Origin of the sequence: Streptomyces sp. NBC_01669, from assembly GCF_026339735.1 — a bacterium.
Lineage (GTDB): Bacteria > Actinomycetota > Actinomycetes > Streptomycetales > Streptomycetaceae > Streptomyces > Streptomyces yanii.
The window spans coordinates 8,780,461-8,802,328 of the sequence record NZ_JAPEQG010000001.1 but is presented as its reverse complement, the minus strand read 5'-3'; the positions used below and the strand labels follow the sequence as shown (position 1 = coordinate 8,802,328).

The following is a 21,868-nucleotide window of genomic DNA, read 5'->3' as shown; positions in this document are numbered from 1 at the left end:
CACCAGGTTCGAGCCGGTGTCTCTTTGAGAGACGTAAAAACGCCGGTTCCTCGCGTACTCTTCTCCATCACGCTTGCCGGACCCGCCCCATCTGGCAGTACTGGACACGTCCCGGCTTCGTCAGGGCCGCTCTCGCCCTCCCCGGCATCACCGGCTCAAGCTGCCCTCAGCTTCAACCCGGCTGCTGCGACAGCGAGTTGGTGATGGTCTTTACCTCCACTCGAACCAACAGTGCCTCACGGCGCAAACAAAACATGAGCCGGAACCCCAGAATTGACGGCACCTCTGTCCGCTGGCGGGGCGGCTGATAGGTCCACCGTGATTCCTGCCTGAGGAAGGGTCGTCAACGTGTCGCAGTGCTATGTCAACAGGTGGCGACAGCCAAGCTGACCACGTAGTGCTCCTCGACCATCCGGTTCGGGAAGACCTTGGCCAGAAGGTCGCGCTCCTTGGCAATAAAGGTGTTCGTCGCCTCCTTGCCGAGGACGAGGAAGTCGGAGTAGCTGGCGAGGTTGGCGAGATGCATATCGAGAGGAACGCTCCGAGTCCACGGCACGTGCCGGTGGACGAAGTCGAGCTCGGGCGGAAGTCCGCGAAACCGGGCCATGGGGTCGTAAGGGCTGTTGTCGGCACCGAAAAGTCGACGCAAGCGTGCGTCTTGGCCGGCAATCCACGGAATGGTGCTATCTGAGTCGTTCCACCAGAGGGCGAGTGCACCACCGGTGCGCAGGACCCGGAGAGCTTCCGGGACGGATTTGCGCTGGTCGGTCCAGTGCCAGGCTTGCGCATATGTGAGGACGTCGATGGAGGCGGAGGCCAGCGGCAGGTTGTTGCCGTCTCCGATCACAAGGGGGACTTCGGGCACGCTGAGACGGAACTGAGAGGCCATCCCGGGGCCGGGCTCGACCGCGATGACGTTCGCACCGCGGGCCTGGAGAAGCATCGTCGCCAGTCCGGTGCCAGCCCCGACGTCGGCGACGCGGGCGCCCTCCAAGGGGCAGCCGGTGAGTTCCTCGACCGCGTCGAGCAATTCGGACGGGTACGAAGGGCGGTTCGCAGCGTAGCTGGCGGCAGCCGTGTCAAACGAGCGGGCCTGCGAAGTGATGGTCATACGAACATTGTTGACGGCTGCAGGTACTTGGCACCGTACTTACTCTCAAGCTCGCGCATCTTCATGCCTGCGCGATGATCACGCCGGATCGCCGCGCACAGCTCGACCTTCGACATCTGCGGCGTGACCAGGACCTTTCACCCAGGTGCACCCCGATGCCGCCCTGGCAAGTACCCCAGTGCTGTCAATTCTCCGGTTCTGGCTCAGCTTGTGTGGTGCGACCACGCTGGGTGATCGGGCGATGCCTGGTGGCACTGCGGGTCCCTCGTAGGAGGCTGCTTCCAGGCCCTTGATGGCCAGGTTCCGCGGGGACTCCCCCGCCGTGGTGGAGCCGCCGCTCCTGTCCGCAGTCTGACGGCGGCCGGTAACGAACGTGGTCCAACTGTCGTGCATACTCACGCCCGTTGCAGCACTGGCCGCGGTGAGGCCAATGTGACAGTGCCCTGAAGTAACCCTGCACACAAGGTCGTTGTGCGTTACGGTGCTGATCCTTCGATGTCCTGCCGAGGAGGGAGACTGACGTGGAACAGCCCGAGGCCGCGGACCTCGCGCTGGGGCGGGCCATCGTGGCGCGGATCGCCCCCGAGGAGCTGCCCTACTTCGACGAGACCGCGGCGAGCCTGCCGAAGCGTCCCGGCCGGCGGGCCCGAAGGCGCCCCGAGGACGATCCGCTGGCCTTCGGCGGTGCCGCCGAACTCGTCGTCACCAGCATCGCCTGCGGGGTCGCCACCGAGGTGGTCAAGATGATGGGCGAGACGGTCGGCAGCGGCCTGGTGGCCCGGCTCCGCCGCCTGCTGACCCGCGGCCGCGGTGCGGACCCAACCGCGCCCGATGCCGAACAGCGGCCTCCCGCCCTCACCGAGGAACGGATCGCCGAGCTGGGGGCCGCGGCCGGACGTACCGCGGTCCTCCTCGGTCTGCCACCGGACCGCTCCGAGCTGCTCGCCGAGGCGGTCCGGGACCAGCTGAGGGCGGCCGACAGGCCCGGTTCCGGCACATGACGGCCGCCGGGAGCGGCGAGCTGCCCCTGGAGACGGTGCCGCCACCGCGTCGGCCGCTGCCCTCGGGGACGCTCCTCGCGTTCGTCCTGCTGATCTGCGCGGTGCTGGCGTCCATGTCCGTCCTGCACCCCGGCTACGCCGACTTCATCGCCGGCGACCGGGGCGCCACCGACCTCAACGACTGCCTGCGCAAGGCGGTGGGGGAGGCCGGCGGGACGGGCGACTTCATCAGGGCCGGTCCTCGGCAGGAGCCGTGCGACTCCAGCGGCGACCACACCTCGCAGGGCATCCTCGTCTCGTACGCGATCCTCGCCGTGGCCACCGCTGCGCACTACTGGTTCCGCTCCGCCCGCCGTGCCCGGCGCCGCGGGGTGCGCCCGCTGGACGCGGAGCGCTTCCCCGCCCTGCACGCGGAGGTCGCCCGCCTGGCCGCGGGCGTCGAGCAGGCCCGCGGGGCCACCTTCCTGGTGGACTTCCTCGACTCCGGGGTGAACGGCATCTCCTTCGGCCGTGCCGGCCGCCGCCACATCATCCTCAGCCGTGGCCTGATCCGCCTCCACGACGCGGGCACGGCGGACCGTGCCGCCTTCCGGGCCGTCGTCCTCCACGAGCTGGCCCATCTGCGCAACCGCGACGTCGACATCACTCTGATCACCTTGGGGATGCTGCGCTGCTACTTCGCACTGATGTTGTTCCCCAGGATGTTCGGGGACCTGGTCGGGCTGGTCTTCGTGCCAGGGAGCGCCGCGTACTCGGGGGCCGCGCTGCTCGACTCGGCCGTTCTCGCCGCGGTGGCGCTCGCCGCCCGTTCGGTGGTCCTGCGGACCAGAGAGTTCCGGGCGGACGCCCGGGTCGTGGAGTGGCTGGGGACGTCCGAACCGCTGCTGCACGCCTTCGACCTCGCCTCGGCGGGGTCCAGCGGCCGGCCCCGGCGGTCGGTCCGCGGCTGGTGGGCGCGGCTCACTCGCACCCATCCGTCGTTCGCGCAGCGCCGGGCCTGCCTGGCGGACCAGGCGCTGCTGATGCACCAGGGCTTCGGTTTCGCCTTCGTCATCGGTTTCTGCCTGCCGGCCTCCTGGGATCCGGTGGCCTCGGTCACCGCACGGATCCGGGAGGACGGCGGCATCAGCGGCTGGTGGCCGACGTGGCTGATCACCCTGCTGGTGGTGCTGGTGCTGCTGCTGACGGTGGTCCGCGCCTCGCTGCACCGGCTGGGCCACCGGGCCGGAGCGCCCTCGCCGGTGCCCTTCCGGCTGGGGGTGGGCCTCGGGGTGCTGGCGGGCTTCGCCCTCTCGCCCAGTGCCGTCGTCGACCATCTGATGCTGCCGGGACTGCGCTTCTCCTCGCAGTTCTCCGGCTGGCTGACGGTGGCACTGCTGGCGCTGCTGTTCACCCTGTGGTGCCAGTTCCTCGGGGACTGCTGGGCCCGTTCGGTGGACCTGGCGCGGCGGCCGTTCCTCACGGTCGCGGTGCCGGGGCTGGTGGTGGCGGGGGCGGTGGTCGCCGAGGCGGACACCGTCTTCGGGCTCCAGTGGCAGATCGAGTTCGGCCAGTTCATGGACGAACGGCTGGCCGCGCTGCCGGGACCGCTTCACGCCGCAGTGTGGACGCAGTACGTGTACATGACCCGGCTGGTCGATCCGTGGTGGCTGCTCGCCCTGCTGGCGCTGCTGCTGGGGGTGCCGCTGGCCGGGGCGGTACGCGGGCGGCGGCTGGCCCGGTACATGGTGCAGGACCAGGTCCGGCCGGCCCGGCGTGCCCTCCTCGTGGTGCTGGGCATGACGGCGCTGACGGCCGCCCTCCTGCCACCCGCCTACACCTGGTGGGCGCAGGAGCGGGGCCTGGACGCGCTGGCGTACCCGCACTTCCTCACCCCGATCACGATGGCGGCGGCCGCGGGGACGCTGGCTGGAGGGCTGGCCAGGACCCGCGGCATGGTGTGGGCGGTGGCCACCGCGCTCGTGGTGGGCGTACTGCTGTCGCTGCCGATGCCGCGGGCACTGTGGGGCTCCCAGCTGGGCGTCGGGATCGAGGGCGCCGCCCTCGGCACCTTCCTGACAGCGGCGCTACCGCGCGGCCGCCCCTTCTCCCGCTGGACGGTCCGCGCCGTGCCCGGACGCCCTCCGCCGGACAGACCCTATTAATCGCATCTCTTACACCCCAACTGGCCACCAGCCGGGCACCAGGAATGATGCGAGACCGTAGATGTGGAACAAGGGGTACAGCAGTGGCGTACCAGCCAATATCTCCCCTCCTGTCTCACGGGTCTGAGAAGAGTCATCCCGCGTCGGAGGGCTTGCATCAGGTTCACAAGCAGGCGCGGCCGTTTCCCCTTGACCGCGCGTGCCCTCCAGGCATCGCCCCACTGAATTGGCCAACAGAGTCACGGGCCGTGGTCGAGGGGAAATTGCACGAGTGTGCACCGGGTGGATGCGCTGCATCGTCACCGGCGATGCAGCACACTCACGCACGATGCAGTGCACTCCCGCCGGTGGACTCCGCTACCACGACAAGACCACCACCCACCTGGTCGTCGAAGCCGGTGGAACCTGGAGCCGGTATGCCCCGGGCGACTTCGGGCAGGTCTATCCCGTGACTCTTCAACGCGGCCCCGAGGGCCAGACAACGATGCGCTGGACGATCCCGCCCTACGTCCCAAGCCAAGAGCGCACAGACTGATCGACAGGGCACCAACGACAACTCACTGTGACCAAGCCAGGGCATCACTGGTGAATACGAGACACCTCAACATGCGAGCTCACCAGTCTTAAGACCGACCGGCAAATGGAGGGCGGCGTCGCCGTTCAGCGTGTGGCGAGGAGTTCCAGCGTGTCGATCACACGGTTGGAGAAGCCCCACTCGTTGTCGTACCAGGCGACCACCTTGACGTGGCGGCCGTCGACCCGGGTGAGTGCCGCATCGAAGATCGACGAGGCGGGGTTGCCGACGATGTCGGACGACACGAGCGCGTCGTCGGAGTACTCGAGGATGCCGGCGAGCGGACCCTGCGCGGCGGCGCGGTAAGCGGCCAGCACGTTGTCGCGGGTCACATCGCGGGCGACGGTGGTGTTGAGTTCGACGATCGAGCCGACCGGCACCGGCACACGGATCGAGTCGCCCGACAGCTTGCCTTCGAGGTTGGGCAGCACGAGGCCGATCGCCTTGGCGGCGCCCGTCGTGGTCGGCACGATGTTGACAGCAGCAGCACGGGCGCGGCGAGCGTCGCGGTGCGGACCGTCCTGCAGGTTCTGCTCCTGCGTGTAGGCGTGCACCGTGGTCATGAAGCCGTGCTCGATGCCGGCGAGCTCATCGAGTACCGCGGCCAGCGGCGCCAGCGCGTTGGTCGTGCACGAGGCGTTCGAGACGATCGTGTGCACGGCCGGGTCATACGCTTCGGTGTTGACCCCGTACGCGAGCGTGACGTCGGCGCCGTCCGACGGCGCACTGACGAGAACCTTGTTCGCTCCCGCGTCCAGGTGGGCGCGGGCTGCCTTGGCCGACGTGAAGCGGCCTGTCGCCTCCAGCACGATGTCGACGCCGAGCTCGGCCCACGGCAGCCGCGCCGGCTCCCGCTCGGCGAGCACCGTTATGCGCCGGCCGTCGACGACCAGGGCATCCTCGTCGACGGTCACCGGACGGCCGAGCCGTCCGGCGGTGGTGTCGTAGGCGAGGAGCCGGGCAAGGGTAGCGGGCTCGGTGAGGTCGTTGACGGCGACGATCTCGAGGCCGCTGTCGCGTTCCAGCAGGGCGCGCAGCACGTTGCGTCCGATGCGGCCGAATCCGTTGATGGCGATGCGAGTCATGTGTGGTGTCCCTTCGGTTCCTCACCAGCCTCGCGTGCGGGATCCGGCCATGGCCCTGGCGATAGCGCCATGGTTCGAAAGGATCGCGCCAGGCGTCGGACGTCGGGCTACTCGCCCCGGGTGAAGGTGCGCCTGTACTCGCTAGGGGTGGTGCCGAGGATGCGCTGGAAGTGCAACCGCAGATTCGCTCCGGTGCCCAGACCGACGTCGTTCGCGATCTGCTCGACGCTGCGCTTTGAACGCTCGAGCAGCTCACGGGCCAGGTCGATGCGGGCACGCATGACCCACTGCATCGGCGTGTACCCGGTGTCTTCGACGAAGCGCCGCGAGAACGTGCGCGGTGAGACCGCCGCGTGCTGGGCGAGGGATTCGAGGCTGAGAGGTTCGTCGAGCCGGTGCAGGGCCCATTCGCGGGTGGCGGCGAACCGTTCCCCGAGCGGCTCGGGCACGCTCCGCGGCACGTACTGCGCCTGGCCGCCACTGCGGTAGGGGGCCGCGACCAGGCGCCGGGCCGCGTGGTTCGACGCCGCCACCCCGAGATCGCCGCGCAGGATATGCAGACACAGATCGATGCCCGAGGCGGCGCCGGCCGACGTCAGCACGCTGCCCTCGTCGACGAACAGGACGTTCTCGTCGACCCGGACGAGCGGATGCTTCTGTGCGAGCGCCCGTGTGTAGTGCCAGTGCGTCGTGGCGCGCTTGCCGTCGAGCAGGCCTGTGGCGGCGAGCGCGAAGGCGCCCGTCGAGATGGCGGCCAGCCGTGCACCTCGGTCGTGTGCGGTGATCAAGGCCGCGACGACGGCCTGCGGTGGGTCGTCGCGGTCCGGGAACCGATAGCCCGGGATGAAGACAATGTCAGCCCATGCAAGCGCGTCGAGACCGTCGGCGACGTGGTAGGCCAGGCCATCGCCTCCGGTCACAAGCCCGGGTGCCGCGCCGCACACCCGCACCTCGTACGGCATACTCGCCCGGGTCGTGAACACCTGCGCGGGAATGCCGACATCAAGCGGCTTCGCACCCTCGAGGATTAGGACGGCGACGCGACGCAGGCGGGAAGGGGGCACGGGAAACAGGGTACGAGGGCTCGCATGACGACCGATGACGTCACCGCCGCAAACCTGCGCGGCCTGGAGCTGCGCGAGACCACCTGCGGCCCGGGCCGTGAGGACAAGCGGACTCGTGGGCCGACCTGCTGCGGGACTGCCGACGGCGGGGCAAGCGGACGCCGGTCCTGGCGGTGGGCGACGGCGCCCTCGGCTTCTGGAAGGCCCTGGTCGAGGTGCTTCCCGAGGCTCGCCATCAGAGGTGTTGGGTTCACAAGATCGCCAACGTATTGAACGCGCTTCCGAAATCCGCCCAGCCCGGGGCGAAGAAGGCCCAGCAGGAGATCTACAGCGCCGAGGACCGTGAGCACGCGCTGAAGGCCATCACGGCGTTCGGGAAGACCTGTGGGGCGAAGTTCCCCAAGGCCGTCAAGAAGATCACCGATGACGTCGACGAGCTGTTGGCGTTCTACGACTTCCCTGCCGAGCACTGGATCCATCTGCGGACCACGAACCCGATCGAGTCGACCTTCGCCACCGTCCGTCTGCGGACCAAGGTCACCCGGGGCCCCGGCAGCGCGGCCGCCGCCCTCGCCATGGTTTTCAAGCTCCTCGAGTCCGCCCAGGCCCGCTGGCGAGCCGTGAACGCACCCCACCTCATCGCCCTCGTCCGGGCCGGCGTCCGCTTCGAACGCGGCCTCCTGGTCGAGCGACCGAAGGCGACGGCGGCGTGATGCACCAACAACGCCGACAGGGGCGGTCGGGACCGAGAAGCAACCGCGGCTACTTCCTGCTCAAGGTGGACACCGTCGAGGACAACGCCTGGATGTCCCAGCCAGAAGCCGCCCGCCAGCTGGGCGTCGCGCTAACCCGCGTCGCAATGCTGATGGCCAACGGCCACCTGACACCGGCGGAGAACCGGGCTGGCCGAGCCGGAGTCACAACCGCCAGCGTTCAAGTCGAGGAAAGCTGGCGAGCGAACGCGACAATCCGCGCGAAGGTCGCCCGTCTCCTGAAGGACACGATCAGCTGGTTCTGATCACTGACCCCCAGGTCTTGACGATAGCTCCGTCGGAGGCCGAGAGCCCATAGGCTTCCGGCGATCAAGAGCACACCGTCGGTCTCTGACGGCCCGACGACAGCCCCAGGACAGGCGGCTTCACGTCGTGGGCGGTGTTCCCCAGTTGCCCCTCCATGATGTTGTCACTCTGTGTGTACGTGGGGTCGAGTGACTCACCCCTGAACGATGACAAGCCCCCTGCCGACGGAGAAACCGCGGGCAGGGGGCTTGATCAGGTGTGAAGCTACTTCTTGCCCTGGGTCTGGCGGGCCCGTTTCTTGGGCCTGGTCAGCGGGCCCCCTCCCGCAACCGACCTGCGGTTTGCCAGTCGTTGTTGGTCGTTGCTTGTTGACCTAGGAGGGCCCAGCGAGGGCCCAGCCCAGACCCTAGAGCGAGTCCGGCACCTCGAACGTGCTCGGGGGCAGCTCTTCGCACACCCAGGAACCGACCCACGACTCGTCCTGCAGCTTTCGCGGCTCCATGAACTGGTCGGTCAGACGCCCGCCGAGCCACGCCTCCAGCCACTGCGGGAAGGTCAGGTCCAGTTTGTGCCGATCCCCTTGGTCCCAGAGCCACATCTGACCCTCGGGGTGACGAAAGTCCAGCAGCATCCCCGACATTGCATGCTCGAAACAGAAGAACAACACGCCGGCAGGTGTGGGTGGCGGATCCGTTGGGGCCAACTCACAAGTGAGGAACTCGACATAGTCGGTGAGCATGCCCGGCCCATCACGCAATGGGTAGAAGCCGCTGAACGGGCCGATACCTCCGTCGGCTATCTCAAGATAGAGACGACGCACCAGCGGTGGCATGGGGTAGCCCACAACGCGCTCCACCTCCTCGACTGCGCCGAGGGAAGCGGGTTCGGGCACCGTCACCTCGGAAGGTTCGTCGGTTGGGCGTCCCGTCCTGACCCGGGCCAGGACGGCGTCGAACAGTTCGTCATCGGTCATGTCGCACTCCTCCTGGGCCAGGCGGGCATTCTCCCGGCATAGGGCTCGCACATGGCAAGCGGCCCCGCAGCAGTCGCGGGAGCCCCCGACGCCCTGCGGGTCAGGCGAGGACGCGGGCGAGGAAGTCGCGGATGTGGCCGGTGATGGTTTCGAGGTGGCTTTCCAGGGCGAAGTGCCCGGAGTCGATCAGGTGGATCTCGGCGTCGGGCAGGTCCCGGGCGAACGCCTCCGCGCCTGCGGGGCCGAAGATCTCGTCGTTGGCGCCCCAGACCGCCAGCAGCGGGACCTGGGAATCGCGGAAGTACTGGTGGACCTGCGGGTAGAAGTCCACGTTGGTCGGGTAGTCACGGAAGAGCTTGAGCTGGATCTCGTCGTTGCCGGGCCGGTCCAGCAGCGCCTGGTCGTGGACCCAGTTGTCCGGGCTGACCAGTGTCGGGTCGGCAACTCCGTTCACGTACTGCCAGCGGGTGATCTCGGGGGTCAGGGCGCCGCGCACCGGCGCCTCGGTGCCGGGTCCGGGCGCCTGGGCGTAGGCGAAGAGTCCGTCCCAGAAGGCCTTCACGAAGCCTTCTTCGTAGGCGTTGCCGCTCTGGGTGATGATCGCGGTGATGCGGTCGGGTGCCTGGAGGGCGAGCCGCCAGCCGATGGGGGCGCCGTAGTCCTGCACGTATATGGCGAACCGGTCGATGCCCAGCTGCCGGAGGAGCCCGGAGGTGACGTCGGTCAGGGCATCGAAGGTGTACGGGAAGTCCTGCAGGCCCGGCATGGCCGACTGGCCGAACCCGATGTGGTCGGGAGCGATGACGTGGTACCGGTCGGCGAGCGCGGGGATCAGGTGGCGGAACATGTGCGAGCTGGTCGGGAAGCCGTGCAGGAGGACGACGACGGGTTCCTCGGGGTCTCCGGCCTCCCGGTAGAAGACCTCGAGGCCGTCGACGGTGGCGGTGCGGTGATGGACTTCGGAAGTCATCTCTCTAACCCCTTTGCTGATCTTCAGTGGGTGCATAGTCGGGCTGCATGCACCAATTTCAACCCTTAAGGGCGCTTCTGGAGGTTAGGTGACTGTGCGGCGCCTTCGTGTCGCTTGGACTACGCCGAACACGACCCGGCTCGCGATGCCCGGCACCGCACCTCCCTGCGTTGTCGCCTCACCCGAGTACGCCCCGTACGAGGGCGGTCCTCCGTCGGCGTGCGGACCGGCGGTCGCGTCTGGGAGGCGGGCCATGTGGTCAACTGCGCGGGCCCCGACGCCGGACGGATCGCCGCGCTCGCGGACGTGTCACTGCCCCTGGCCCGGATTCCGGGGCTGGTCGGGGAGAGCACTCCGGTGCCCGAGGCCCGGCTGGGGGCGATCCTCGCGACGCCCGGTGTGGACCTGCGCCCGGCGTCCGGTGCGCGCGTGTGCTCCATATCCTGACCGGTGGACGCGCTGCTTCCGGCGGACGGCGATGCCGTACGACGCAGCGCCGCGAAGGCCAGTCCGGCGCCGACGACGAGCGCCCCCGCCAGCACCGTACCCGCGGCCCTACTACGCGCGTGCTGACGGCAGTCTCTGACGGCAACGTCGGCATACCGGACCGGTCTTGAGCACCTGCCGGGGGCCAGTACCGGAGTCGGCGCAAAGGGACTAGACCACTTCGCGCCGCAGCGCTATGGTGCTCGAACCTGAAAGAAAACCTGGCTCTTCAAGCAAGTGCATGCATCGTTGGTTGCCCCTCAGGGAGTCCCCGTGCGGTTGCGGAAGAAGAAAAGTCCTGTGCCCGTCCGACCTCGTGGGCCGCGTCTGCTGCTTGCGGTGGTCCTCATGACCATGGCCGGCCTGGCCGGCGCGCCGTCGGCCGTCGCCGCGCCCGCCGCGCCCGCCGCGCCGGACACCGCGCTCGTCCCGCGTCCGGTCGTCGTCCAACAGGACGCCGGCAAGGCGGCGTTCGTCCTACGGCCCTCGCTCGCTGTCGTCGCGGACGGCGAGGCGGCTCGCGTCGCCTCGCAGCTCGCGGGAGAGCTGCGTGACGCGACCGGGTTCCGGGTGCCGGTGCGCGCGCACGGCGGAGCCAACGCCATACACATCACGGTGGACCCGGCGGCGCGGTACACCGTCGACGGCGCCGCGCCCACCCCGGAGTCGTACGTCCTGGACGTCAACAGCGATGGCGTGTCGATCACCGCGCGCACCGCCCACGGCGCGTTCAACGGCGTGCAGAGCATGCGTCAACTGCTGCCCGCCTGGGCCGAGTCACGGACTCCGGTCGTCACCGACTGGCGCCTGCCCGCAACGCACATCGAGGACGCGCCGCGCTTCTCCTACCGCGGTGTCATGCTCGACGTGGCCCGGTCCTTCCAGGACGTCGACGCCGTCAAGCGCTACATCGACAAGCTGTCCCGGATGAAGATGAGCGTGCTGCACCTGCACCTCGCCGACGACCAGGGCTGGCGGATCGAGATCACGAACGACGGCAAGGCCGCGGGCGACCCCATCGACTACAGCGCGCTGCACCGCGAGTCCGGCGCGACCGCGATGAACCAGCAGGGGTACCGGGGCGAGTTGGGCCGCACCGGCTACTACACGCAGAAGCAGTACCGTGACATCGTCGCCTATGCCAGGGACCGGTTCGTCACCGTCGTCCCCGAGGTCGACATCCCCAGTCACACCAACGCCGCCCTGCACGCGATCCCGCAGCTCAACACCGACCGGTCCCTGCCCGCGCCCGACCCCAAGACCGGCGTCGTGGACTGGAACGGCACCGGCAACGTGGGATACTCCGCCCTCGACGAGCGGCACGACCTCACCTACACCTTCGTGGAGCACGTCTTCCACCAGTTGGCCGAGATGACCGGCGGCCCGTACGTGCACATCGGCGGCGACGAGTCCCACGCGATGGGCCACACCCGCTACGTCGACTTCATCTCCCGCGCCGTGCCCCGCATCAAGGCGGCGTCGGGCGTCGGGACCATGGGCTGGACAGAGTACGCCGAGGCCGGGCTGTCCCAGAAACCGGGCTTCTGGGACGGCTCGGTCGTGCAGTACTGGGTCGGTTCCGGTGACTGGGTACGCGACTTCATCGCCAAGGGCGGCAAGGCCGTGGTGTCGGCCGCGGGCGGCTCCTACCTGGACCAGAAGTACACCAAGGACACCCCGATCGGCCTGACATGGGCCTGCGGCGGCACTTGCGACTTCCAGCGCTACTACGACTGGGACCCGACCACGACGGTGTCCGGCGGCATCCCCGAGGCGGGCGTGCTCGGCGTCGAGGGCCCGCTGTGGTCGGAGACCGTGCGCGGCGGCGACCAGGCGGAGTTCCTGACTCTGCCTCGGGCGGCCGCGATCCTGGAGACCGGCTGGACGCCCAAGGCGCAGAAGGACGTCGCCGACTTCGCCTCCCGCCTCGCCCAGCTCGGCCCGCGCCTCACCGCGGCGGGCACCAACTTCTACGAGAGCCCGGGAGCGCGGTGGGCCGCCACCGTCGCCGGCACCGACGCTGTCGCCCCGAGCGGAGTCACCACCCGGCACGAGCTGGGGCTCGTCGCCGCACCCGGCACCAAGGTCTCCGAGGACGGCACCGAAATCGTTCCGGACACCGTGGCGACCGACGGCGACCCCGCCTCGTCCAGCGCGCTCACCAGGCCCCTGACCGTGACCGCGAAGTGCGAGGACCGGGTCCTGCCGGCGACGTTCACCCAGAGCCAGGCACGCGACTCCCTGCACGCCGCAGGCCTCTACACCGCCACTGTGGAGGCGGCGTTCCCCCAGGACACGATGTGTGTGCTCACCCCGTCGGTGGGCGACCCGGTGTCCGTCCGCGTCCGGGTCTCCGACGCGCGCGCCGAGGACCGCAACGCTCCGGCCGCCGCCCCGACACTTGAGGTCCCGCGGAACGTGAAGGCCGGAACGTGGGTCCCGCTGAAGCTGACCGGCTTCGCGCTCGGCTACGTCGACATCCGCATCGACGACAAGACCCTCTACACGGTGCGCGCCGACGCGGCCGGCCGGTTCGCCCGCCACGGCGTCGTCCCGGCCGCCACCTACGACGGCACGCACACGATCAGCGCCGTCCAGGGCGACCGCTCGGCACGCCAAACGGTGTCGGTCGCGTCCGAGCTGCGCCCGCTGCCGAACCCGATCGACCAGTCCACGCTCCGCGTGCACGACGTCGACAGCCAGGAGACCGTCGGCGAGAACGGCGCCGCCGCGAACGCCATCGATGGAGACCTCAACACGATCTGGCACACCCAGTGGTTCAACGCGTCCCCCGACTTCCCCCACCACATCACCTTGGACCTGGGCAAGCAGTACGACGTCACGGGCCTGCAGTACACGCAGCGGCAGAACGCCCGCAACGGCAGGATCAAGGACTACCGGATCGAGGTGTCCGTCGACGGCACCACGTGGAAAGAGGCGGCCACCGGCTCCCTCACCGAGGCGCTCACTCCCCAGAACGCCGAGTTCAATGCCATCCGTGGCCGGTACGTGCGCCTGACGGGCCTCAACTCCCAGGCAGGCAACGCCTTCGCGGGCGCTGCGGAGATCAACGTGGGCGGCCGTCCCGTCTGAGGCCGCTCCAGCAGATGTGATGTGCGCCGCCGATGCCGGGCGGGTGCGACACCTGGCATCGGCAGCGGCACCCGCGCCCCGACCGCGCACACGAGGCGCCGACACCCGTATCGCATGGCTGGAACCCCGCAGGAAGTACATCGATGACTCACACCGCGGGCAGCCCCGGTACGGGCCGCCCCTCCTCCGCCCGACGGCGCGGCCGGACCGCCGTGCGGCGCCCCGCGGCCGGCGCCGGCGCCGTACCGCCCGCCCGACCACGTTCGGCAGCGATCTGCCCACGGCACCCCGCACCACGGTTTGAGGCCCTCAGGTCGAGGACTGCATGACGACCTGCTCACCCTCTCCGTTCGGTTCCTCGAAGTTGGCCAGGTAGCGGTTGAACAGCGTTTCATCCACGGTGACGGAGTTGGCGCCTTCCTCGCCGTTCCGTGCTTCGAGGCGACCCTTTAGCGTCGTCCGATCGGCCTTGAGGTGGACCAGTTCCCAGCGGCAGCCGTGGTTGTCGATCAGCGCCCTGTAATCATCGCGGGCGGCGCGACTCCAGAAGCTGTAGTCCACCACTACGTCGCGCCCGGCCAGCATCAGCTCGACCAGTTCCTGCCGCTGCTCGCGGCGGACCTCTTCCTTGAGCTGGTCGAACGCCTCCGCTTCCAGCACCAAGCCGGCGTCACGCTGCCCGAGTCGCTGCCAGACCACCTCGTCGATCGACAGTCGAACGTAACCGCGTCGCACCAGCTCCATCGCGTAGGTGGTCTTGCCCGCTCCGGGAAGACCACACATCAGCACCACCGTGCTCACTTCCTGCGTCACGGAGCCAGGTTAGACCCGACGACACGCCATCCTCCGTTGCACAAAGTGCGCCCGCTGGAGCCCGACCCGGCGGACCTCCCCGGCTGACTGTCGGCCGGCCTCGCACGAAGCCTGACAGCGTCAGCGCGGACAAGGGCTACAGCAATCGCCGGACCCGCCGCTACCTGCGCAAACGGTCGATCCGGCACGTCATCACGGAGAAGGCCGACCAGGCGGCCCACCGCGTCGGACGCGGCAGCTCTGGTGGCAGGCCACCCGGCTTCGACCTGGCCGAGCGCGGCATGAGGAAAGCCCGGTGAGGACCAGTGCCTTGTCGCGCAGCCCGACCAGGGGTCGCCGTCCGGGCGGGAAGCGGGGAGGTGCGGCCCGACGAGCCGGCACTTCCCCGTTGACTATGGGGCTCCGCGCTCAGAGCCAGCCGCGGCGGCTGGCCTGGACACCGAGTTGGAAGCGGGTCTGTGCGCCCAGGACTTCCTGGAGGCGGGCGATGCGGCGTGCCACTGTCCGTTCGCTGACGCCGAGTTCACGGGCGATGGACTCGTCGGTGAGTCCGCCGCTGAGGTAGGTGAGAAGCTGCCGGGCGTCGTCGGTGGGGGAAGTACCGGCGTCGTCCATGGACTCGTCGCTGGTGGGGAGCGGAACGGCCATCTGCCAGTACGACTCGAACACGCCGACGAGGCCGTCGAGCAGGGCCGACCGCTGCACGGCGATGTGGTGGCGTCGCTGGTGGTCGCGCGCGGGTGCGGTGACGACGGCGAAGCGGTCGTCACAGATCATCAGGTTTAACGCGACATTGGGGAAGACGCGGGCGCGTTCACCGAGGTTGACGCAGGTCTGGATGGCCTCCCGGGCCAGCGGGTCACGCAGCATCTGGGCGCCGTAGACCACTGAGTACGCGACACCACGCGCGAGTGCCTCCAGACAGCCGGGCGCCACCTGCGCGGGTGCGGCGAGACGGCCGGTGGGGCCGATCGAGAGAGCACGGACCTGGTACATCGCCTCGTCCTGCACGCGCCGGGCGAGCGCTTCACGGGCTGCCTCCGTCCGGACTATCTCGATGTATCCCGGTCCTTCGGCGTGGTGGTCGCGCCAGAACCGGGCGAGTTCGTCGGCGCTGTCGCGCAGGGTGCCGAGTTCCTTCGCGCGGATCTCCGCGAGGGCATCGAGCGCTGCGCGCGGGGGGCGGGCGACGAGCCGTTCCCCGTCCGGTTCCAATAGGCCCAGTCCGGTGAGTTCGTCGGCCGCCGCGCGGACGGCGTCCGGGGTCACGCGCAGGGTGCTTGCCAGCCCGGCCGGAGGCGCCGGGCCGCGCTGGACGAGCGCGAGGTAGATGTCCTCGGCGGTCGCGGTGAGACCTATGACCCGAAGTGGATGCATATTCGAATCATTGCACGCATATGCGATTTACTCCATGTCAAGGTCGTGTGCACATAGCGACTACCCATCCGGTAGGGGTGTTATACGGAGTGACGTTTCGTCAGGTCAGGGATCGTCACGTCGAGCGTGCACGGGGATGTATGGCATCGCATCTGTCACTTTCCTGCCATGCCGGATTCCGACAGCACAGACGGCTTCTCCAGAAAGCGCGTTCCTTGCAGACTCTTGGCTCATGGCACTCCGACCGCCTCTCCCGTCCCACAAGGACGACCGGCGTGTCGGCTTCAACACACCAAGGAGTTGACCGTGAAGAAGACCTCCGCCTGGGCCGTTGCCCTCGTGACCGCGGCCACCTGCACGTTGGGGGCCGCCCTGCCGGCAGCGGCCGCGGACGGCACGACGGCCACCGCCGTCACCGCCGCGTCCTACGGCTCCGCGATCGACACATCCTCGCTCGACCCGAAGACGAAGGCCCTCGTCGACGAGATCCTGGCCAAACTGCCGGCCGACTGGCAGGCGCGCCGCCAGGCCGCCAACACCACGTACGGCATGGGCGACACCCAGTGGGCTGACATCCTCAACAGCGTCATCAACCCGGGCGACTACCAGTGCCAGAGCACGGATCTGACGGCCTATGCGAACACTCTGCTCGACGGCGCCAAGGACCCCTTCGCGATCTTCATCCTCTCTCTGTTCGGCGGGTTCGACTTCCCCACGTACGATGCGCTGTTGTTCGGCAGCGAGTCCAGTTCCAACACTTACGGTGTCAACGGCGAATACACCAACCAGCTGACGTCCGAGGCCAAGAATCTCAAGAGATTCTGGGACATCTACTCCGACGACATCCAGCTCATGCCGATGCACGGCGCCGACGTCTACTCCTCCCCGGAACGGCTCGCCCGCACCCTGTCCGTGCTGTACGGCGGCACGCCCGAGAGCAACCTCGACCTGGCCGAGCTGTTCATCTCGCTGGTCGACTCCGAGCCCGTACTGAAGGGCGGCGCCAACCCGATCTTCACGTTCAACGCGTTCGCCTACTCAGAGAAGGGCGACCCGCAGCCGCTGGGCATCTCCGACCGCATCATCATGGGTGACGGCATCCTGGAGGCCATGCAGGCCATCGGCCTGGGCAACACCGCTCCGCGCGCCATCCTCGGCCACGAGTTCGGCCACCACGTGCAGTACGAGAACAACCTGTTCGACAACACCGCACTGACCGGGCCGGAGGCCACCCGTCGCACCGAGCTGATGGCGGACGCGTTCGGCACGTACTTCCTCACGCACTCGCGCGGCGAGGCCCTCAACACCAAGCGGGTGCTCGACTCCGCCAAGTCCTTCTATCAGGTAGGCGACTGCAGCTTCAGCAGCAACGGGCACCACGGCACGCCCAACCAGCGTATCGCGGCGTCCACATGGGGCGCGAGCATCGCCAACGAGGCCCCCAACCAGGGCCACATCCTGCCCTCGATGAAGCTCGACGAGATGTTCGAGGCGAAGCTCCCCGACATCGTGAAGCCGGACGCGACGAAGTGAGCGCGCGGACCGGCCGGCGGACCACGGCTCACGGGCCGCGCGCCGGCCAGGACACGGCCGCGCATCCAGTTTCCTGACCTGTCGGCCATCGCTCCGACAGAGCCTGTGGCGGCCGCCCTCGATCGGGGGCGGCCGCGGGCGTGTACCGCTGATCGCCGCAGCCACACTTTGCCCGCGGACCTGCACACACTCCCGCTCCGGCGCGTTGCAGCGCTACCGGGGTCATTGGCCGTGCGCGGGGCTTCAGTCCGGTGATGAAACGAATCTCAAGACTGCTCTGGCCTCGGCTTGGCGCACGGATCTGAGCACAAACCTGATCAACCATGGCGAATATGACACCGCGTAATATCGGTGCGCTCTGCGGACTTCTGCGGGCACCGCAATGACAGAGCCGTTCACAACGCAAGGCCGACGTGTGCAAGCGTCTGCTCGAGCAGGAAGCCGTGGCCGCCCGGCATCTCGCTAACACTGCCGGCCCGGGTGCCATCCGGCCGGCGCTGGCAGCCGCCCAGGGCGGAGTGGAGCTGGTCAACCTGGGGTTCGGCGGCAGCGCCCTGCTGGACCCGTTCACCGCCCGCGCGATGCGGGACACCCCCGCGGACCTGATCAGCGTCAAGGTCGGCATCAATGTCGTCAACTCCGACGTGATGCGCCTGCGCGCCTTCACCCCTGCGGTGCATGGCTTCCTCGACACCATCCGCGAGGGGCATCCGACCACGCCGCTGCTGGTCGTGGCCCCCACCCTGTGCCCGGTCCAGGAGGACACCCGCGGCCCCCTCGCTGCAGCTGCACCCCCACAGCGGTCCGCGTCGAGGTCGTCGACCCCGATGACCCCACCCCGTATGTCTACGTCTCCACCCGCACGCCCCAACTGCTCGCCGAGGCGATCCGCGGGTCCGCCTGACGCAGGACGAACGAGAGAGGATGATGGGCGACCGTGCCAGGTGATCAAGTGACGGCGTACGACGGCCTGGGCGGCCGCCCGGGGCCGGATCGTGCCGTGGCGTGCGTGCGGGCCGGGCTGTTCGCGCTCGTCGGCAGCGTGCTGGCGGCCCTCGGCCACCACGCGGTCGCCGAAGGCGCGGTGCCGTGGCGGCTGGTGACCGCCTTCGCCGCGGTCCAGTTCGTGGTGGCCTGGCCGTTCGCCCGCCGTCGCTCTTCCCTGGCGGTGATCATCGGTTGCACTCTGGTGGCCCAGGGCGGAATACACCTGGCCCTGACCTGGGAGGGCGGCGAGCACGAGGCGAAACCCGGCCAAGGGGGCCACGCCGGTCATGCCGCGATGGAGATGGGAAGCGGGCATGCCTGGCACGACGCCGGGACGGCCATGACCACCGCCCACGTCCTTGCCGCTCTTGCAGCGGCCTGGCTGCTGCACCGCGCCGACACTGCCGTCACCGTGGCCCTGGCCGCCGCCCGCGCCGCCCGCGCGGTCGCAGCCGCGGTCCTGTTGCGGGTGCTGCCACGCCTCGCCCTCGGTGATGTCCGCAAGCCGCCGTGCGCTCGGCTCGCCGGCCGCTTCACCGATCCGGCCCCACCGCGGACACACACTCTGGAACATGCGCTGGTGCGCAGGGGACCTCCGGGACGCGAGCGCGTCCCGGTCCTTCCCTCACCCGGGCCCTTCGGCTTCGGCCGGCCCGGCTTCAGCACCAGCAAGGAGTTCTCCTGTGTCCATGTCCACGCACGTTCTCGGCCGGACCACGCGACGGATCGGCGTCGTCGGCGCCCTCGCATTGACGGCGACCCTGGCCCTGGCCGGCCCGGCTTCCGCCCACGCGGAGGTCGAGGCCGACACCGCTCAGGCCCTGGCCGAGAACGTTACGCTCAGCTTCGTCTCCGAGGCCGAGTCCGGCAGCGCGGGCTTCACCGAGATGCGCGTCGTCCTTCCCGAAGGCATCGCGCCGGGTGACGTCACGCTCGTGGAAGCGCCCAAGGGCTGGAATTTCAAGGCCACGAACGACGGCTACACACTGGGCGGTCCGAAGCTCGCCGTCGGGACGGACGCCGAGTACAAGGTCAAGGTCCGGCAGCTGCCGGACGCCAAGGAGCTCGCGTTCAAGACGGTCGAGACCTACAGCGACGGCGAGGTCTCCCGCTGGATCGAACTGCCCAGCGGCGGCGCGGAACCCGAACAGCCCGCGCCCGTCCTGAAGCTCAAGGCCGCCGCCCCGGGCGCCACGCCGATCAGCCCCAGCCCCAGCCCCACGGCGAGCGAAACGGCCACTCCCACGCCGTCGGCCGCCAAGTCCACGCCTGCCGCCGACAACTCGGACGCAGGCGCAACGCCCGCCGAGAAGGAGGACGAGGACGGGGGCAGCCCGACCGGCCTGATCATCGGCGGGGTGGTCGTGGCGCTGGCAGTCCTGGGCGGAGGCGCCTGGTGGCTGGTCAAGCGCCGCGCCGCAGCGTCCGACAGCTGACCGGAGGAGTCCGGGTGAACCCGCGGGGCGGAACCACCGCTGCCCCGCGGGAGCACCTGTCGGGGCTGGTTCTGCGGCGGATCGGCCCCTGCGCCCAGTACGCAACAGTGGGTCCAGGACTCACTGTTGCGTACTGGTTAGGAACGGTAGCTGGGCGACCGCCTGGGCGGTGACGTTCTGCGCGGCGGCTCGGCTGGGCTGGGTTCCGGTCAGCACGGTGGTGATCGCCAGCACGATGACGCCGAGGACGGCTTCGGCTGCGACTGTTCGGCGCAGGCCGCGCCGGTACTGCTCCGGCAGCGGGACGGGCCGTTCCGGGCGGCCTGATACGGGGCCGGGTGCGGCGGGCGGCTCGGCGTCGCAGCAGTCTTGCGTGTCGCCGTCACCCGAGGGTGCGCCGGCGCCGACTGTCTGGCATCGTCCTCGCCGCCGCTGCAGGCACTGGCCAGGGGAAGGAGCGCCGGGCCGACGGCCACGGCGCCGCCGCGCGCCACGCGGCGGGTGCGTCCTCGCGGTTGCTGGTGTGCCACCTTGCCCCTCCAGATCGGGGTTGTGCCCGCCCTGCGCAGACGGGGCCGGCGCGGGCGTACTGAGCTCCTCTTAGCTTGGCTTTAAACCCCACCAAGATCATTTCTTGGTGGGGTTTGTCGTTCGCCTGACAGCTGGGCGGCCTCTGCTTGATCATGTGTTTCCGCCAAGAGACACGTTGATCAACCAAAGGCCGTGATGGACAGTCTGCAAGACGGCGCCGTGCGCGTCGAGGCCCTGGCCGGGTTGTCCCGGTTTCGCCGTGAGCTGTACGAGTGCCTGACGTTGCGGGCGGATGCTCTGTTCGAGCTCATGGACGCGGTGCTGTGCGCCGACGGGCCGGTGACGTCCCTGCCGGAACTCTCGCTGTCGGGGGTGCATCGGCGCGGGCACGGAGCGATGTACGACGCGCTGGCCCAGGGGCACATCAACGTGTCCCGGCTTCGGATGGCCCTGGCGGGGCTCGTACTGCCGCGCGGGGCGGACGGGCAGCTGTCCATCGCGCTGGACGTCACTCCGTGGCCGCGTCCGGATGCCGAGTGTTCGCCCCAGCGGCTGCACTGCCACCGTCCGTGCCGGTGCGACGGGGTGCGTCAGACCATCCCGGGCTGGCCCTACCAGGTCGCGGCGGCCCTCGGCGGCGGCCGCTCCTCGTGGACCGGGCCGCTGGACGCGGTGCGATTGGGGCCCGAGGACGATCCCACCGAGGTCACCGCCGCCCAGATCCGCGACCTTGTCGCCCGCCTGGAGCGGGCCGGGCAGTGGCGACCGGGCGACTTGCCGGTGCTGTTCGTCCTGGACTCCGGCTACGACCTCGTGCGCCTGACCTGGCTGCTGCGCGAGGAGCCGGTGCGGCTGCTGGGCCGCATCCGCGCCGACCGGGTGATGCGCGCCCCGGCCGGCAAGCGCCGCGGAACGAACCCCGGGCGCCCGCCCCGACATGGAGCGGAGTTCCGCCTCGCCGACCCCGCCGCCCACCCGGCCCCGGTCCAGGAGTCGGCCGGCGTCCACGACCGCTTCGGCCAGGTCCTCGCCCGCTGCTGGGGCCGCCTGCACCCCAAGCTGGACCGGCGCGGCTCCTGGGCCCACCACGAAGGCGAACTCCCCCTCGTCGAGGGAACGTTGGTCCATCTGGCGGTCGAGCACCTGCCCGGCAACCGCGCCCCCAAGCCGCTATGGCTGTGGCACAGCGACCCCGACGCCACCGCGCACGACGTCGACCGCCTCTGGCGGATCTTCCTTCGACGGTTCGATATCGAGCACACTTTCCGCTTCTTCAAGCAGACCCTCGGCCTGACCCGACCCCGCCTGCGCACCCCCGAACAGGCCGACCGGTGGGTGTGGCTGATCCTCGCCGCCTACGCGCAACTCCGTCTCGCCCGCCCCCTGACCGAGGACCTCCGGCGCCCCTGGGAAAAGCCCCTGACACCGGATCGGCTCACCCCGGCCGGGTCCGGCGCGGCTATCCCCGCATCCGGCGGATCCTGGGCACCCCGGCCCGCGCGCCGAAAGCCTCCCACCCCGGCCCAGGCCGCCCCAAGGGCCGCACCTCCACCCCCGCACCCCGCCACCCAGTCGGCAAGAAACAGCGCAAAACGGATATGCCTAGACGCGGCGGGGCCGAGCAGCAGCCTTAAAGATCAAGCTTAGGGGATACGGGTGAACGCCGGTCGC

16 protein-coding genes and 5 pseudogenes are annotated in these 21,868 nt (G+C 69.5%); 13 read left to right on the top strand and 8 right to left on the bottom strand.

Translation table 11 applies throughout. The annotated features are described in order from the left end of the window. Positions 1-364 precede the first annotated feature (364 nt). Positions 365-1,111: a class I SAM-dependent methyltransferase gene (locus OG972_RS39380; protein WP_266989756.1), complete on the bottom strand. Its 747-nt coding sequence runs from the start codon at positions 1,109-1,111 to the stop codon at positions 365-367. A gap of 521 nt (positions 1,112-1,632) precedes the next feature. On the opposite strand from OG972_RS39380, the gene OG972_RS39375 reads away from it, so the two are divergent. The 3 genes from OG972_RS39375 to OG972_RS39365 all read left to right on the top strand — a co-directional run bounded on the left by OG972_RS39375 (position 1,633) and on the right by OG972_RS39365 (position 4,791). Next, complete coding sequence (locus tag OG972_RS39375) at positions 1,633-2,112, top strand: hypothetical protein (protein WP_266989754.1); 480 nt, start codon at positions 1,633-1,635, stop codon at positions 2,110-2,112. Beyond that, positions 2,109-4,256, top strand: coding sequence for a M48 family metalloprotease (locus OG972_RS39370; protein WP_266989752.1), 2,148 nt, complete (start codon positions 2,109-2,111; stop codon positions 4,254-4,256). Before OG972_RS39375 ends, OG972_RS39370 begins: the two co-directional genes overlap by 4 nt. Before the next feature lie 328 nt (positions 4,257-4,584). Beyond that, the gene (locus OG972_RS39365) at positions 4,585-4,791 is read left to right on the top strand and encodes a hypothetical protein (protein ID WP_266989750.1); all 207 of its coding nucleotides are present in this window, start codon (positions 4,585-4,587) and stop codon (positions 4,789-4,791) included. A gap of 125 nt (positions 4,792-4,916) precedes the next feature. On the opposite strand, the gene gap is transcribed toward OG972_RS39365, so the two are convergent. Together gap and OG972_RS39355 are read right to left on the bottom strand one after the other, a co-directional pair. Then, entirely contained in the window at positions 4,917-5,915 is a 999-nt protein-coding gene (gene gap, locus OG972_RS39360) for a type I glyceraldehyde-3-phosphate dehydrogenase (RefSeq protein ID WP_266989748.1), read from the bottom strand. 107 nt (positions 5,916-6,022) lie between these two features. After that, complete coding sequence (locus OG972_RS39355; protein WP_266989746.1) at positions 6,023-6,979, bottom strand: GlxA family transcriptional regulator; 957 nt, start codon at positions 6,977-6,979, stop codon at positions 6,023-6,025. A gap of 110 nt (positions 6,980-7,089) precedes the next feature. Here OG972_RS39355 and OG972_RS39350 point away from each other — a divergent pair. Together OG972_RS39350 and OG972_RS39345 are read left to right on the top strand one after the other, a co-directional pair. Next, positions 7,090-7,692: pseudogene (locus tag OG972_RS39350) on the top strand (transposase); the annotation flags it as partial. A gap of 65 nt (positions 7,693-7,757) precedes the next feature. Next, entirely contained in the window at positions 7,758-7,997 is a 240-nt protein-coding gene (locus OG972_RS39345) for a DNA-binding protein (RefSeq protein WP_266989744.1), read from the top strand. A gap of 407 nt (positions 7,998-8,404) precedes the next feature. On the opposite strand, the gene OG972_RS39340 is transcribed toward OG972_RS39345, so the two are convergent. Further along, positions 8,405-8,971, bottom strand: coding sequence for an SMI1/KNR4 family protein (locus OG972_RS39340; protein WP_266989742.1), 567 nt, complete (start codon positions 8,969-8,971; stop codon positions 8,405-8,407). 100 nt (positions 8,972-9,071) lie between these two features. Further along, on the bottom strand, positions 9,072-9,941 hold the full coding sequence (locus tag OG972_RS39335; protein ID WP_266989740.1) for an alpha/beta fold hydrolase: 870 nt from the start codon (positions 9,939-9,941) through the stop codon (positions 9,072-9,074). Between the two features lie 114 nt (positions 9,942-10,055). Here OG972_RS39335 and OG972_RS39330 point away from each other — a divergent pair, with 114 nt between their 5' ends. Together OG972_RS39330 and OG972_RS39325 are read left to right on the top strand one after the other, a co-directional pair. Then, entirely contained in the window at positions 10,056-10,388 is a 333-nt protein-coding gene (locus OG972_RS39330) for a hypothetical protein (RefSeq protein ID WP_266989738.1), read from the top strand. A 387-nt stretch (positions 10,389-10,775) separates the two neighbouring features. Beyond that, positions 10,776-13,520, top strand: a complete 2,745-nt coding sequence (locus OG972_RS39325) for a family 20 glycosylhydrolase (RefSeq protein ID WP_266989736.1) — start codon at positions 10,776-10,778, stop codon at positions 13,518-13,520. Between the two features lie 309 nt (positions 13,521-13,829). Here OG972_RS39325 and OG972_RS39320 read toward each other — a convergent pair whose 3' ends face one another. After that, the gene (locus tag OG972_RS39320; RefSeq protein ID WP_266989734.1) at positions 13,830-14,333 is read right to left on the bottom strand and encodes an ATP-binding protein; all 504 of its coding nucleotides are present in this window, start codon (positions 14,331-14,333) and stop codon (positions 13,830-13,832) included. A gap of 92 nt (positions 14,334-14,425) precedes the next feature. Here OG972_RS39320 and OG972_RS39315 point away from each other — a divergent pair. Continuing rightward, a pseudogene (locus tag OG972_RS39315) lies at positions 14,426-14,599 on the top strand (IS5/IS1182 family transposase); the annotation flags it as partial. A gap of 142 nt (positions 14,600-14,741) precedes the next feature. Here OG972_RS39315 and OG972_RS39310 read toward each other — a convergent pair. Continuing rightward, positions 14,742-15,710 (bottom strand): helix-turn-helix transcriptional regulator, encoded by a 969-nt coding sequence (locus OG972_RS39310; RefSeq protein WP_266989732.1) that lies wholly within the window; start codon positions 15,708-15,710, stop codon positions 14,742-14,744. A gap of 306 nt (positions 15,711-16,016) precedes the next feature. On the opposite strand from OG972_RS39310, the gene OG972_RS39305 reads away from it, so the two are divergent. The 3 genes and pseudogenes from OG972_RS39305 to OG972_RS39295 all read left to right on the top strand — a co-directional run. Beyond that, positions 16,017-17,243, top strand: coding sequence for a hypothetical protein (locus OG972_RS39305; RefSeq protein ID WP_266989730.1), 1,227 nt, complete (start codon positions 16,017-16,019; stop codon positions 17,241-17,243). Positions 17,244-17,734: 491 nt separating this feature from the next. Continuing rightward, positions 17,735-18,022: pseudogene (locus OG972_RS39300) on the top strand (lipase); the annotation flags it as partial. 14 nt (positions 18,023-18,036) lie between these two features. Continuing rightward, positions 18,037-18,147, top strand: a pseudogene (locus tag OG972_RS39295) (DUF3093 family protein); the annotation flags it as partial. A gap of 44 nt (positions 18,148-18,191) precedes the next feature. Here the strand turns inward: OG972_RS39295 and OG972_RS39290 are convergent. Then, entirely contained in the window at positions 18,192-18,419 is a 228-nt protein-coding gene (locus tag OG972_RS39290; RefSeq protein ID WP_266989728.1) for a hypothetical protein, read from the bottom strand. 500 nt (positions 18,420-18,919) lie between these two features. Between OG972_RS39290 and OG972_RS39285 the strand changes: the two genes are divergently transcribed. Both OG972_RS39285 and OG972_RS39280 read left to right on the top strand, forming a co-directional pair. Then, positions 18,920-19,666, top strand: coding sequence for a DUF1775 domain-containing protein (locus OG972_RS39285; protein ID WP_266989726.1), 747 nt, complete (start codon positions 18,920-18,922; stop codon positions 19,664-19,666). Between the two features lie 726 nt (positions 19,667-20,392). Further along, positions 20,393-21,831: pseudogene (locus OG972_RS39280) on the top strand (NF041680 family putative transposase). Positions 21,832-21,868 lie beyond the last annotated feature (37 nt).